11 protein-coding genes are annotated in these 14,416 nt (G+C 55.7%); 4 read left to right on the top strand and 7 right to left on the bottom strand.

Annotated features, from left to right (window positions below; genetic code table 11):
• Positions 1 to 65: 65 nt before the first annotated feature.
• Positions 66 to 401 (bottom strand): zinc ribbon domain-containing protein YjdM, encoded by a 336-nt coding sequence (locus tag CWM66_RS23800; RefSeq protein ID WP_007372530.1) that lies wholly within the window; start codon positions 399 to 401, stop codon positions 66 to 68.
• A 605-nt stretch (positions 402 to 1,006) separates the two neighbouring features.
• Between CWM66_RS23800 and crfC the strand changes: the two genes are divergently transcribed.
• Both crfC and CWM66_RS23790 read left to right on the top strand, forming a co-directional pair.
• Positions 1,007 to 3,361 (top strand): clamp-binding protein CrfC, encoded by a 2,355-nt coding sequence (gene crfC / locus CWM66_RS23795; RefSeq protein ID WP_007372531.1) that lies wholly within the window; start codon positions 1,007 to 1,009, stop codon positions 3,359 to 3,361.
• A complete protein-coding gene (locus tag CWM66_RS23790) occupies positions 3,358 to 4,230 on the top strand; it encodes a diguanylate cyclase regulator RdcB family protein (RefSeq protein WP_007372532.1) in 873 nt (290 codons plus the stop codon). Before crfC ends, CWM66_RS23790 begins: the two co-directional genes overlap by 4 nt.
• A gap of 96 nt (positions 4,231 to 4,326) precedes the next feature.
• Here CWM66_RS23790 and kdgT read toward each other — a convergent pair whose 3' ends face one another.
• A complete protein-coding gene (kdgT, locus tag CWM66_RS23785) occupies positions 4,327 to 5,325 on the bottom strand; it encodes a 2-keto-3-deoxygluconate transporter (protein ID WP_007372533.1) in 999 nt (332 codons plus the stop codon).
• Positions 5,326 to 5,984: 659 nt separating this feature from the next.
• Here kdgT and proP point away from each other — a divergent pair.
• Complete coding sequence (gene proP / locus CWM66_RS23780; protein ID WP_007372535.1) at positions 5,985 to 7,487, top strand: glycine betaine/L-proline transporter ProP; 1,503 nt, start codon at positions 5,985 to 5,987, stop codon at positions 7,485 to 7,487.
• A gap of 63 nt (positions 7,488 to 7,550) precedes the next feature.
• On the opposite strand, the gene CWM66_RS23775 is transcribed toward proP, so the two are convergent.
• The 4 genes from CWM66_RS23775 to CWM66_RS28815 form a co-directional block, all read right to left on the bottom strand.
• Positions 7,551 to 8,504 (bottom strand): nickel/cobalt transporter, encoded by a 954-nt coding sequence (locus CWM66_RS23775; RefSeq protein WP_071920058.1) that lies wholly within the window; start codon positions 8,502 to 8,504, stop codon positions 7,551 to 7,553.
• Between the two features lie 74 nt (positions 8,505 to 8,578).
• Positions 8,579 to 9,187: a DUF2238 domain-containing protein gene (locus CWM66_RS23770; protein WP_199200063.1), complete on the bottom strand. Its 609-nt coding sequence runs from the start codon at positions 9,185 to 9,187 to the stop codon at positions 8,579 to 8,581.
• A gap of 65 nt (positions 9,188 to 9,252) precedes the next feature.
• Positions 9,253 to 11,208: a tetratricopeptide repeat protein gene (locus tag CWM66_RS23765; protein WP_199200062.1), complete on the bottom strand. Its 1,956-nt coding sequence runs from the start codon at positions 11,206 to 11,208 to the stop codon at positions 9,253 to 9,255.
• A gap of 10 nt (positions 11,209 to 11,218) precedes the next feature.
• Positions 11,219 to 11,461: a hypothetical protein gene (locus CWM66_RS28815; protein ID WP_139201290.1), complete on the bottom strand. Its 243-nt coding sequence runs from the start codon at positions 11,459 to 11,461 to the stop codon at positions 11,219 to 11,221.
• A 96-nt stretch (positions 11,462 to 11,557) separates the two neighbouring features.
• Here CWM66_RS28815 and CWM66_RS23760 point away from each other — a divergent pair, with 96 nt between their 5' ends.
• Positions 11,558 to 12,358, top strand: coding sequence for an alpha/beta hydrolase (locus CWM66_RS23760; RefSeq protein ID WP_233218423.1), 801 nt, complete (start codon positions 11,558 to 11,560; stop codon positions 12,356 to 12,358).
• Positions 12,359 to 12,457: 99 nt separating this feature from the next.
• Here CWM66_RS23760 and CWM66_RS23755 read toward each other — a convergent pair whose 3' ends face one another.
• On the bottom strand, positions 12,458 to 14,401 hold the full coding sequence (locus tag CWM66_RS23755) for a sigma-54-dependent Fis family transcriptional regulator (RefSeq protein ID WP_007372540.1): 1,944 nt from the start codon (positions 14,399 to 14,401) through the stop codon (positions 12,458 to 12,460).
• Between the last annotated feature and the right edge of the window lie 15 nt (positions 14,402 to 14,416).

Raw genomic sequence — 14,416 nt, 5'->3', positions numbered from 1 at the left:
CATTGAGTGTAGCGGGGGAAAGTGAAAGAAAGCCAGGCGGGAAGTATAAGCTTCCCGCCGAATCATCAGTTCTTTTTAACGAATTCTGATTTCAGTTTCATCGGGCCGAAACCGTCGATTTTACAATCGATATTATGATCGCCTTCGACCAGACGAATATTTTTAACTTTGGTGCCGATCTTCAACATTGAAGAACTGCCTTTTACTTTCAAATCTTTAATTACCGTTACGCTATCGCCGTCGGCCAGCAGATTGCCATTGGCATCCTTGACGATTAATTCATCGGCGTCGTGTGCCGGTTCAGCATTGTTCCACTCGTGAGCGCATTCCGGGCAAATGAACATGCCATTATCTTCATAGGTGTATTCGGAATTACATTTTGGGCAGTGGGGGAGTTGCATAGGGATTTCCTCAAAAGAACATACAACGCTGGCGGTGGCCAGCACAAAAGGCACAATGCCTGAAAGGCGGCAATTATACAGCAAAACCGCACAATTGCCGTTGTTATTATTTTCCAGGCGTGAGGATAAAAAAAGTCCAGGCGGTGACATAACCTGTCATTCGCTTAAGCGATGCTTATCGCAGAAAGGCCGGAAGCAAACTTCCTGAGATAATATTTAGAATATTTTATGGCGGAAATTGCCACCATTTAGTAATTCAGATATGGTGGCGTGTAGTATACGGTGCCATTAGATAACTAAACTGTCATGCCTACTGTGTCTGTCTCTGCGGCAGATAATTTCCTCTCAAAGCGGGTGGGTAAATAATGACGATATATCCTGTTTGTTCCTGAAAATGAGCTACGCTCTAACTCTCTGGTCTTTAAAAGCCGGAGGTGTGACGCTGCCATTTTTTGAGAGAAAAAATTATATTTTCCTGATTATCATCAGGTGTTTATCTTTTCGAAGATATTTTCCACACGTAATTATAAAAGCCGAAACTTCACTAATAAAACATTCCGGCTAAATAAAAGTAAGAAAATTTGCGTTAAGGAAAGACTTTTGTCATGCACACACAAACAATTTTTGAATTAAGCCAGGAAGCAGAAAGGTTGTTACAACTTTCACTGCATAATCTCCAGGCACTGAAAAAAATGCCGGCAGCGACGTTTGATGAGACGAACGCGGTCGGTAAGGCAGAAAATGCCAATGTGCTGCCTTTGCATTTCAGCGCTCGCGGCGTAGAGGCGCAACAGGCTACGCTGCATAACGAATTACGGAAAATCACCCGGCTGGAGATGGTGCTGGCGATCGTCGGTACCATGAAAGCCGGCAAATCCACTACGATTAATGCGATCGTGGGTACGGAAGTATTGCCCAACCGCAACCGGCCGATGACCGCGTTGCCGACGCTTATTCGCCATACGCCGGGTCAGAAAGAGCCGATCCTGCATTTCTCCCATGTCGGCCCGATTGACGCGCTTGCGCAACAACTGCAAACCCGGCTATTCAACTATGACCGGGAAAAGCTGGCGCAGCAGCTTGAGATCGATAAAGACATGGCTGCGCTGCTGGATCGTATTGCGCAAGGCGATGCATTTGATAAGCACTATCTCGGTGCGCAACCTATTTTCCACTGTTTAAAAAGCCTCAACGACCTGGTGCGCCTGTCGAAAGCGCTGGATGTGGATTTTCCCTTCTCAGCCTATGCGGCGATTGAACATATCCCGGTGATTGAAGTGGAGTTTGTGCATCTGGCCGGGCTGGAGAACCAACTCGGCCAGCTCACGCTGCTGGATACCCCCGGGCCGAATGAAGCCGGGCAGCCGCATCTGCAAAAAATGCTCAACGAACAGCTGGCGCGGGCCTCCGCCGTGCTGGCGGTGATGGATTACACCCAGCTTAAATCTATCTCCGATGAAGAGGTACGCCGCGCGATTTCTGCAGTGGGGCGTTCGGTGCCGCTGTACGCGTTAGTGAATAAATTCGATCAGAAAGATCGTAACAGCGATGACGAAGAGCAGGTGCGGGCGCTGATTTCCGGAACACTAATGAAAGGCAATATCAACCCGACGCAGATCTTTCCGGTCTCTTCCATGTGGGGATATCTGGCTAACCGCGCGCGCCATGAGTTAAAACATCGCGGTCAGTTGCCGGATCCGCAGGAGCAGCGCTGGGTGCAGGATTTTGCCGAAGCGGCGCTGGGCCGCCGCTGGCGCACCGCCGATCTGGACGATATTGAGCATATTCATCACGCGGCAGAGCTGCTGTGGGAAGATTCGCTGTTTGAGAAACCGATCCGTAAGTTACTGCACGCTGCGCATGCCAATGCCTCGCTGTACGCGCTGCGTTCTGCATCGCATAAGCTGCTCAATTACACCCAGAGCGCGCGCGAATATCTCGATTTTCGCTATCAGGGGCTGACGGTGGCTTACGAGCAACTGGAGCAAAATATTACCCGGCTGGAAGAGGATATGGCGCTGCTGCGCACCAGTCAGGCGTCCGTCAGCGACGAGATCGAACATGAAGTCGAAGAGGCGCTGGCGGCAGCGGAGATCTTTATCCACGGCCAGCAGTTCGAAATTGTTGAGGCCATTGATGCCTGGTTCCACGATGGGCAGATGATGGAGGCGTTGGGCGACGGTAAGGCTGATTTGCGCCTTGATGAAGGTTATAACCCCGGTCAACTGGTGCTGGAAAACGAAGGCCAGGCGCAAATTGCGCTGAGCAAGATCCGTTCGGCCTGTGAAACTATTCTGCTGGCGGCGCAGGAGCGCATCAGCCGTGAACTGGCGCTGCGTTTTGATGAGCTGGAAAATACGCTGACGCGTTCGCTGAACGATGCCATGCGCCCGATTGAAACGCGTATTAAAGAAGAGCTTAACCATGCCGGTTTCCGCGCGCGTATCAGTTTCCCTGCGTTCCAGCCCAGTGCGCTCAATTTTAATACCCGTTCCCTGTTCACCAACGTGATCGCCCCGGAAGATACGCCTGCCGGGCAGGCACCGCGTTCCGGCAGTGTGCGGGAAACGGTGTCTCGCTGGTTAAATAACCCCGGTTGGGGTTGGGATGATTATGTCGCTACCCGCACCCGTTACGTGATTGATATTGCCGCGCTGCATAAAAAGCTGATCGGCCATGTGGCTCATTTTTGTGAACAAATTCGTAAAGCTTTGGCAGCGCAGGTCGATGTTTCTGTTACGGCTGGGATGGCAACATTTTTCGCCGAATTCTCGTTAAGTCTTGCGGGACTACAGGAAAGTTTGCGTGACAGCCTGGCGATACGTCAGCAAAACGAATCATCAGTGCAGATGTTGCGTCAGCATCTGCAACAGAGCATCAGGACGGCTAACTGGATCCATGAAGATGCCCGGCTGTTACGCGATGATATACAAACCTTATTCGCAGCAGAGCAGCCATGAAAAATCAACTTCTGGATGGCCCCGGACGGGTACTTGAGTGTATTCATCCAAAATTTATCGTTGATCTGGTGCAGGGCGCAGACGCTGCGCGCCAGTCGCCGGTTGTGCCTCAGCAGCAGTTATTTCGTGAACGCCTGACGCAAGAGATCATGGCGCAAACTCAACTGCGGCCGTGGGCGATGTCCGGCGTATTAAATGAAAACGACACCCTACGTTTAGGGCTGGCGGAGAAGCTGGCGAGCATGCTCGACCCCGGACATCTGGCACTCACGCGCATTACCCAGCGGCTTAGCGCATTGCAGCAGACGGAACGGCGTTCGGTAAATCCTGGCAGCGTACAACAGTATGAAGAGTTGTTGAGCCACTTCAGCCAGCGCGCCGCCTGGAAAGAGAAAGCGCTGACGCAACGTGGGCTGGCGGTACAGGCCGGACATCACAGCGAACAGGTTTTTGCCCACTGGCGCGCCGGAAACTACAACGGCTGGTCGATGGCCGGGCGCTGTTATGTGGCGCTGGAGGAGCTGCGCTGGGGCGCTTTTGGCGATGCCTGTCGTCTGGGCAACGAAGATGTGGCGCAAATGCTGAAAGATAATTTATGCGCCATGGCCGCCGATTTTCTGGCGCAGGGGATCAATGCCTCACCGGCGACCCGCCATTTTTATCATCAGTGGCTGGCAACGCCTTCCACGCCGGGGCTGATGGATTATAAGGATTTACTCGGCTGGCTTGGCGACTGGTGCGATGCCGAACGCCATCCTATTTGCTGGTCGGTCACGCAGAGCTGGCAGACCGTAGCCCTCGGCATGCCGCGTCTCTGTTCAGCATCACGTATCGCTACGGCGATGGTGGAAGAGATCTTCGGTGAGTAAAACGGTGTGCCCCGCAATTGTCTGGCTGGTCGGGCTGGTAATCGCAGGACATAGCGAACAGCAAAAAGCCCCGTCAGGGGCTTTTTTTATGCGCTATTAATGCCCGGTGGATTCGACCGGTTTCTCTGCACGGTCTGCGGCTTGCGCTGGATTGCCAAAGCGTTTGGCATACAGGGCGGTGATAATCGGCACCAGAATCGCCGTCACAATCACACTCGCGGCGACTAACGCCGTTGCGGAGGCGGCAACCGGTTCAAACGCCGGGTTGATCTGCGCAATAATCACCGGGTTCGCCACTGCCGCACCGGCGGCTGAAGAGGCTGCGACGCCTGCCGTACCGTTACCGCCACCGATCACGCGGTCGGCAATAATCAGCGGAATACCGGTGATGATGATGACCGCAACGCCGAGGAAAATGCCCAGCAGACCGGTCTGCATAATCACGCTCAGGTTGATGGTGTTACCCAGCGCGAAGCCGAAGAACGGAATCAGCACCGGCGTTGCTTTGCTGAAGAAAGCGCGCAGATCGTGATCGAGGTTACCCAGCGCAAAACCAATCAGGAACGGCAGAACCGCGCCAACGAAGTGGTGGGGTTCAAAGGAAGCGAGGCCGGCGGAACCGAGGATCACCATGGTCATCAGCGGGCCGGACTCCAGCGACATCAGAACGAAAGCGCCCGATTCTTCTTTGCTGCCGTACTGGTTCATCAGGCTGGCATACAGACCGCCGTTGGTCATATCCATGGCGGAAACCAGCGCCAGCACCGAAAGTCCGGCAAAGAAACCGGTCTGAATTCCGCTGTCCGGAATAAATGACGCGGCGATCATCGCCACGAGCCAGGCGACAGCGATTTTGGTCAGCACCAGCGTGCCAGATTTACGTAATACGGTGCCGGTTGCACGCAAATCAATGGAGGCGCCAATACAGAAAAACCAGACTGCAAGAATCGGTACCGTACCGCTAATCATGCCTTTGGTGAAAGAGCCGAAATAAGCCCCGGTATCCGGCGCCAGTGTATTCAGGATTGCCCCCAACAGCAGCGGAACCAGCATCATCCCGCCAGGGATACGTTCAATCGTGGCCTTGATTTTCATAGATAATCCTCACTGCTCGTCATTATCATGAACGAGGAAAGCTAAAAATTAATACCTTTCGATTCAGGTGGTTAAATACTGTCGCTCGTTAAATATTCACTATCGACTTTCACGGAACGCCCTGGAATTGACTGACAATCCTTGCAAGACATTTCTTAGCGCCGCTTTTTATGGGCGTATCATGCTTTCTATGGAATATTGATTCAATAAGAATAAAACAATGTTTTAGTTATGCCGATCACATATTCTGTGTAAAGATTTGTTGGTGTTATTTCTGTTATTAGAGATGTAATTAGGTTGTGACGAAATATAGCGACGAGGACACTAGAAAAGTAATAATCACGACCGTGATAAAACATGGGTATTTAGCGTGGATATAAGCCGCGTTGTGCTGTGGAAAAAGGGTGTGCAGGGGATGAAAAGGAGGGGCTGAATATCGCTGGGTAAAACTGTGTGAATTTGATCACATTTTTAAACCCTGTTAGGGTAAATAAGTCATTCACTGCCCAACAGGCGTCAACAGGTTCGGTTGTACGGCGGAAAACCGCCAGTGTAAGTAAACCTGCTACGCTTGAACAGGAAGGCTGAAAAGCTGTAAAAACGCCCGGCAGGGATAAGCGTCGGGCGGTTCAGGGCGCAAGCTAAAGAGGAAAACATGCATGTTAAAAAGGAAAAAAGTTAAACCCATTACATTGCGCGATGTGACCATCATTGACGATGCGAAATTGCGCAAAGCGATTACCGCCGCTTCACTCGGTAATGCGATGGAGTGGTTTGATTTCGGCGTCTACGGCTTTGTCGCCTACGCCCTTGGTAAGGTGTTCTTCCCCGATGCAAACCCCAGCGTACAGATGATTGCTGCGCTCGGGACATTCTCCGTTCCTTTCTTGATTCGCCCGCTGGGCGGTCTGTTCTTCGGTATGTTGGGCGATAAGTACGGGCGACAGAAAATCCTCGCTATCACCATTGTCATCATGTCGATCAGTACGTTCTGTATCGGGCTGATCCCCTCCTACGCCACGATAGGCATCTGGGCGCCGATTCTGCTGCTGCTGTGTAAGATGGCGCAGGGTTTCTCCGTCGGCGGCGAGTATACCGGCGCGTCGATCTTTGTTGCGGAGTACTCCCCGGACCGTAAGCGCGGTTTTATGGGAAGCTGGCTGGACTTTGGTTCGATTGCCGGTTTTGTGCTTGGTGCGGGCGTGGTCGTGCTGCTCTCCACCGTAGTGGGCGAGGAGAACTTCCTGGACTGGGGCTGGCGTGTTCCGTTCTTCCTGGCGCTGCCGCTCGGCCTTATTGGCCTCTATTTGCGCCACGCGCTGGAAGAGACCCCGGCGTTCCAGCAGCATGTCGATAAGCTGGAGCAGGGCGATCGTCAGGGGTTGCAAGAGGGGCCGAAAGTCTCGTTTAAAGAGATCGCCACTAAACACTGGCGCGCGCTGTTGACCTGTATTGGCCTGGTGATTTCCACCAACGTCACCTACTACATGCTGCTGACCTATATGCCGAGCTACCTGTCGCATAACCTGCACTACTCGGAAGATCACGGCGTGTTGATCATCATCGCGATCATGATTGGTATGCTGTTTGTCCAGCCGGTGATGGGGCTGCTGAGTGACCGCTTTGGCCGCCGCCCGTTCGTGCTGCTGGGCAGCGTGGCGCTGTTTGCTCTCGCCGTTCCGTGTTTTATTCTGATTAACAGCAATGTGATTGGCTTGATTTTCGCGGGCCTGCTGATGCTGGCGGTGATCCTCAATTGCTTTACCGGCGTGATGGCCTCTACGCTGCCCGCCATGTTCCCGACGCATATTCGCTACAGTGCGCTGGCGAGCGCCTTTAACATCTCGATTCTGATAGCCGGTCTGACGCCGACCCTGACGGCCTGGCTGGTAGAAAGCTCAGAGAATCTGTTAATGCCCGCTTACTACCTGATGATTGTGGCGGTGATTGGCCTGATTACCGGCCTGACGATGAAAGAGACCGCGAACCGCCCGCTGAAAGGCGCGACGCCCGCCGCATCGGATATTCAGGAAGCGAAAGAGATCCTGCGTGAGCACCACGACAATATCGAACAGAAAATCGAAGATATCGACGCGGAGATCGCCGAGTTGCAGGCGAAGCGCACGCGTCTGGTGGATCAACATCCGCGCATCAACGAGTAAGCATTACTGCCAGACAAAAAAGACCCGTCAGGGTCTTTTTTTGGCGCAGCATAAAGGCGCTGCTTAACAACCTGCCGCAATAAAATCGCCGTTCGCGCTGACCGGGATCACCGTCAGGAACAGCACCACGGCAAACAGCATCAGCGCCACGCCACCGGCAATTTTTAGCACGGGTACCAGCCAGCGCATCTGACTTGCGTCATCACCAAAAAAGGTGGCTGTCCGGTTGCGCGCATAGCGCACGGCCAGCGACAGACCGAGGATTGACAGCGCGGTGCCAATCGCCATGGTCATCACTGCCGCAATCCCCCAGCTCACAATGCCGAGCGCGTTCGAGAACAGTAAAATCATGATTGCCCCGCTGCACGGCCTCGCGCCAATGGCGAGGATCACGCCGAGGCGGGTTTTCCAGTCGCCCTGCGTGCTGGCGCCGACGCCATGATGGCCGCAGTCGCAATCGGCATCATGTTGATGTAGCGGTGAAAACGCATTGAATTTCAGTGTGCGTGGCCGCAGGCTTTTCGCGGCATTCCACGCCACATACGCGCCGAAGCCGCCAATCATTACGGCGCTGACTTTCTCCACGTACCAGCGGCTTTCACTGAGATCGCCGGAGGCGAGGTTAAACCCGACCGCCAGCACGAAGACAAACAGAATGGCGCTGACGCCCTGCATCAGGCTGCCCAGCACCGGGATGACGCGCGCGGCGGTCTGGCTTTCGTTATTCGTGCTGAGGTAGGTTGTCACGATAAATTTGCCGTGGCCTGGCCCAACAGCATGCAGTACACCGTAAAAAAATGCGCCGACCAGCAGCCATACTCCGCCGCTATATTGGTGGTTATTGAGCTGAAGCAGATACATGACCAGGTAACGGTGCAGGGTGATTTGCGTCGCCAGACACCATTGCAGAAATGCCGCCCAGTGGGTGTGTAGCGTGAACAAAGCCGCTACCGCTACCGCCAGCACGGCGAATGCGACCGGCCATCGCCAGTCGCGGGTCAGAATTTGCGTGGTCATAGAATTCAGGGGATTGGGGATGATTTCCGCAGTATAGGCGGCGAAGATATTCGCCTCCACCCTCATCGCACGTTTTACTTTTTGAGCAAGCGTGTATGCCAGCGCCCCAGCAGCAATACGGTGGTCAGCGAACCGAGCAGGGCGCAGAACATATCCGACTGCGTATCCCAGGGATCGCCCTGCGTACCGAGAAACTCATCGGCGCCCTGGCCCATCGCCAGCGCCGCCCACCACTCGATCAGTTCATAGGTGGCGCTGATGGCCAGTGCGATGCAGCAGACAATAAAGTCGAGCATTTTGCCGCCGCGCACGTACTGCCCGCGCAGCAGGATCTCCCGCGCCGCAAGCGCAGGCACCAGCCCCTGAAAGAAGTGGCCGAGCTTATCGTACGGGTTGCGGCTCAGGCCGAAAAAGTGCTGCACATCAAAACCAATGGGCACTTTGGCGTAGGTGTACATACCACCCACCATCAGGATGATGGCGTGGAAGAAAATCAGCACATAGAGCAGCGAAGTGAGCGGATAGCGCCGCCAGGTGGCGAGCAGCAGCGGCACCACGATCAGCACGGGAATCACTTCCATCAGCCAGGTGGTACGATCTTTGGCAGAGAGACCGGTATAGAGAAGGATCAACAGCAGCAGAAACGCTGCCGTGTTCAGCGCAGTGCGATTCACAGGCTTCATCAGCGAAATGTCCGTTTCGGTAAAAAGGTCACTATCGTCGGAAAACCGTTAGAAAACAATAAGACTCATCCTTCGCTAGGCGTTTCTATCCAGGCCTGCAAGGCGCTGGCGGTGTTCTCCAGCGTGGTTGCCCAGTCGTCAATGGCGGGCTGGCGGAACAGCCGCATGCCGGGATACCACGGTGAGTCGTCCCGTTGCATCAGCCAGCGCCAGTCCGGAATAAATGGCAGCAGCGTCCAGCAGGGGCGCTGCAACGCACCGGCCAGATGTACCGGCGAGGAGTCCACGGAGATCAGAAGATCCGCCAGCGACAGAATGGCCGCCGTGTCATCGAAATCCTCAATTTCCGCGCTGAGCGCTTCTGTACGCATCCCTTCCGGCGGTGTTTGCTGGCTGGCGTCGCCTTTCTGGATCAACAGAAAAGTGGCATCCGTACGGGCGAACGGCGCAAATTGCGCCAGTGACAGCGAGCGGCGGCAGTCATTGACGTGCGTCGGGCGACCGGCCCATACCAGCGCCACCCACGGGCGCGGTAACCCGGCAAGACGCGCCTGCCAGTGCGCCAGCCGTTGTGGATCGGCATGCAGATAACCCGTCGCGGCCGGTAAATCCGCCAGTTGAATATTTAACAAGCCAGGCAGATCCATCAGTTCGCAATAGGCGTCAAATGCCGGGGGCAGTTCGCCGCGACCGAGCATCTGCTCATCGGGAAAGGCGCGGCGTATCAGCGCCAGCAACTGCGGATGTACATCCAGTACAATGCGCGCCAGGCTCTGGCGTTTTGCCTGTTGCACAAAGCGGATGAATTGCAGCGTATCGCCGAACCCTTGTTCATCGAAAATCAGTAGCGTTTTGCCGGGCAGCGGCTGGCCTTGCCAGCGCGGCGCTTGCTGCACCCGCCGCGACATGTCACGGGTATGCGGCATCTGATAGCGGTGGCGGTATTCACGCCAGCCGTTTGGCAGATCGCCGGTCAGCAGCAGGGTTTCGGCCAGATCAAAACGCGCTACCGCATCGCCGGGCAGATGATCAACCAGCATTTTCTGGATCGCCAGCGTCTCTTCCAGCTTGCCTTGCGCCCGCAACGCCAGCGCCAGCCGTTGCCAGATGGCCAGTGGCCCATTACCGCTGCTGACAAACGGGCGCAGCAGCGTTTCGGCGGCAAGATAGTGGCCTTCATCAAGTAGCGGCTGAACCTGTTGCAGTATGCCGCTGAAGTCGGTCGGGGCGGCCTGGCGATTACGGCCCTGCAACTGCCGTAACTGCGCCTGTTTTTGCTGTGTTGCCGGGTGCTGTGGTGCCAGCCCCTGCAAACGTACCAGCGCCTGCTCTGCGGCCGTAAGATCGCCACGCGCAAGGTAAATGCTGACCAGCGTCATCCAGCCGCCGACCAGCCGGGGCTCCTGTTGTAACGCGCGCTGGCAGTGTGCCAACGCCTGTTCCGTATTTCCGCTATCAAGCAGCAGCCCGGCAACGTTGTTATGGATTGACGGCTCATCCGGCGCGAGCGTCAGCGCGCGTTGATAATGGGCCAGCGCATCATCAACGCGGCCGAGACGACGCAAGGTGTTGGCCAGGTTCCCGTGTGCCTGCGCAGCGCCCGGCGTCAGCGCCACGACTTTTTCCAGGCACAGCACGCTCTCAACCAGTTTTTCTTGCTCCTGCAATAAAATGCCGAGGTTGTTCCAGCCGTTCACCAGCGTGGGATCGAGGCTGATGGCTTTTCGCGCCCACTGTTCACCTTCGGCGCGCTCGCCCTTTTGCCGGTACATTTCCGCCAGATTGCTGGCGTAGAGCGCGGAGAATTGCGGGGCTGAACAGGCTTCGCGCAGATGGGCGATGGCGCGATCAAGATGACCGCAGGCGTGGGCGATAAGCCCGAGCAGATGCAGCGCATCCGGCTGGCCAGCGTGTTGTGCGAGGATCTGGCGGCAGTAGTGTTCGGCCTGCGGCGCTTGTCCTGCATTCCAGTGTTGCCACGCAAGGCGTAGCGCTTCCTGCAATGTCATCTGTGTTGTCATAGAGAAACCATCAAAGCAAAAACGGGAGCCGCTGCGGCAGGTTAGGATTGTGCAGAATATATTTATCAGCACGGGCTGTAAGTCTGCGCTGATAGCGCTCGCCCGACCAATCGTATCTTACACATACTTTATCAGGGCTGACGATGCTGACATAACAGGCACAGAAGTGAAGCTCTGTTTTGATTGTGCCGATAGTATTACGAGAATCAACGGCGCCAGGCCTGCTGGTCACACTTGTTTCAACGATTTTCATTGCCGCCTGATTGCACACCGTATAACCGACGTACGCTGATTAAGTGAAAAACGCATGATCAATATCTGTAAAAATTTGCGTCCCGGAATGCTGATAATGCTGGTTTTTCTGGCCTGCGGATGCGCCGATCGGGATGCGCGAATTTCTGCCAGCGCATTAGCGCAACGTGCAGGCATGAGCAGCGAAAATGTGCAAACAAGCCGCTTTTTGCTGCGGACTTTCAGTAAAACGACACCGTCAGCAAAGGTGTTGCGTGTCTATATCGAAGGAGATGGTTTTGCCTGGGTAAGCCGGACGCAGCCGTCAAGCGATCCCACGCCGCGCAACCCGGTCGGATTACAGCTGGCTGCGGCGGATCCTTCGCCTGATGTGCTCTATCTGGCGCGCCCCTGCCAGTATATTGGCCCACCGTTACCCGCAGAATGCACCGTGGAGTGGTGGACGGACAAACGCTTCGCGCCGCAAGTGATTGCCGCCATGGATGAAGCGCTGAGCCGCTTTGTCAGACGCATGCCGGGTGTGCAACTGGAACTGATTGGCTACTCCGGCGGCGCAACGATTGCGGCGCAGCTGGCGGCACGTCGGCACGACGTACGATCGTTACGAACAGTGGCCGGGAACCTCGATGTGGCGATGGTGAATCAGATCCATCATGTTTCGGCCATGCCGGATGCCGCCAGCGCGATAGATGTCGCGCCGCAGCTTTCCGCGTTGCCGCAGATCCATTTCAGCGGCACCGAAGACAGCACGGTGCCACTGTCGGTGGCGCAGCGTTTCCAGCGGGCAACAGGGACGCGCTGTGCGCAGGTGATACAGATTCCAGGCATGCGCCACGGCAGTGACTGGGCTGCACAGTGGCCGGATTTGCTGACCAGGCTGCCAACGTGCCGCGATTGAGAAGTGTGTGAACAGTGGATACGCCAGAGAGCCTCAAAGCTTTCCGTTGCTGGCGCTCCACCCATCGTTACCGATGAGCCACAGACTTTGTCACAGGAGTTAATCAACACTCAGCAGTATGCTGGTCCCGCCATTTATCGGCTGTGCGTACCAGACGGCTTCCCGCACCAAAACGGCTTTACTGATGAGCCCGAGGGCGTAAAAGCGGTCGGCTATGGCCTGCTGGGCGCGTATCACCTTAAGATCCATCGGCCGTGGGCGATGGCTGCGGCGGGCCAGCGCCCGTTTGAGCGACGCTACGTTAATGCCCAGTTCCGCAGAGAGCATGCTGGCGGCCTCGTCACGGTGGCGATCGATAAACTGTCCGGTTTGCGCCAGCTCTTCCATCAACCGATGCATGATGTCGCCGTTGCGCGTGGCATAGTCGCGACGTGACAGATAAAACTGGTGGTTATGCACCCGACCTTCACCGCTGGCGACAACCCGCAACTCCGCAGCTCCTTCGGCCTCGCTCAGTAGCGGATCCCACATCATCCAGGCATCTACTGCCAGATAATCGCTGGCAGTGAGCGGGTATTTTGGCGGCGTGTAAACCACTTTGACGTCTTGCAGCCCCAGTCCGGCTTCTTCCAGTATCTGCAATAATAACCAGTGGACGTTTGATCCCTTATTGAGCGCAATACGCTTACCGCGTAAATCGCTAATAGAGGCGATCTCGCTTTGCTGCGGCACCACCATCGCGACGCTTTGAGGTGCCGGTGGCTCCCATGCTACATACACCAGTTCATTGTTACTGGCCTGCGCGAAGACCGGTGGTGCTTCGCCTGTGGTGCCGAAATCGATTTCATTGCAGGCGAGGGCGTGTAGCAATTGCGGCCCGGCCGGGAATTCGCTCCACAGCACGCTTACACCGAGGCTGGCAAAGGCAGTTTCCAGACACTGACGCGCCTTTAATATCCCCAGATTACCGAAACGCTGATAGCCAATCCGTAACTCACGATCCGCAGAGACGACTCTGGAGGACGGTCGGGATGAGGTTGTTCCCCGACGACGGCTTTTAATCACCCCGAGATTCGCCAACTGGGTGCGTAATGTATGGCGGCTAATCCCCAGTAACGCTGCCGCCTGACTTTGATTATCGTCGCAGCGCGCCATCGCGCCGCGAATCAGCGCTCCGGTGAAACGTTCCCATAGCGGTTCGCCGGGCTGATCGAACTGTTGTCGGATTAACTCATCCAGAGCATTGTCCGTCGCGGGCTGTGGGGCATCGTTCAGCGTGGTCAGGCGGAGCTGTGCGGGAGTAATTTCCTCCTCTTTACTCAGCAGAACGGCATTGTGCAGCGTATTTTCCAGTTCGCGGATGTTGCCGGGCCAGGAATAGTCCATCAGCTTCGCCAGAGTTTCCGGCGCCAGACGGCGGGTCGGACGTCCTAACCTGCGTGCGTAGAGTGTTAAGAAATGATTCGCCAGCAGCGGAATATCTTGCCGTCGCTGGCGCAAGGGCGGAAGCGGCACGATAGCGATATTGAGCCGGTAGTAGAGATCTTCACGAAAACGGCGCTCGCGGATAGCCTGCGCTAAATCGACGTGAGTCGCCGCGAGCACGCGCACGTTGACTTTCGTCGCTTTTCGCGAGCCGACGCGGGTGATTTCACGCTCCTGCAATACGCGCAACAGCTTAACCTGTAGGGGCAGGCTAAGTTCACCGATCTCATCGAGTAGCAGGGTGCCGCCTTCTGCCGCTTCAAACCAGCCGGGATGACCTTGCAGCGCTCCGGTAAAGGCACCTTTTTCATGTCCGAACAACTCTGCTTCCGCCAGGCTTTCGCTCAGTGCGCCGCAGTTAACGGCGAGAAAAGGCTGGTGACGACGCGCGCTATGGTGATGCAAATAACGGGCGACCACCTCTTTACCCGTACCGGTTTCGCCGACAATTAACACGGTGGCTTCGGTCGGGGCCAGTTTATCCAGCAGGCTCTGAAACGCTTTAGACGCCGGGTCGATCAGTACGGGCGTGGCGGATGGGGATTCAGGATTCAGCATGATGGACCTCCGGTT

The organism is Kosakonia sp. H7A (genome assembly GCF_003028445.1).
GTDB classification, from domain to species: Bacteria; Pseudomonadota; Gammaproteobacteria; order Enterobacterales; family Enterobacteriaceae; genus Kosakonia; species Kosakonia radicincitans.
Note: the sequence above shows the minus strand (reverse complement) of the source record. Positions and strands in the feature narration are given on the sequence as shown.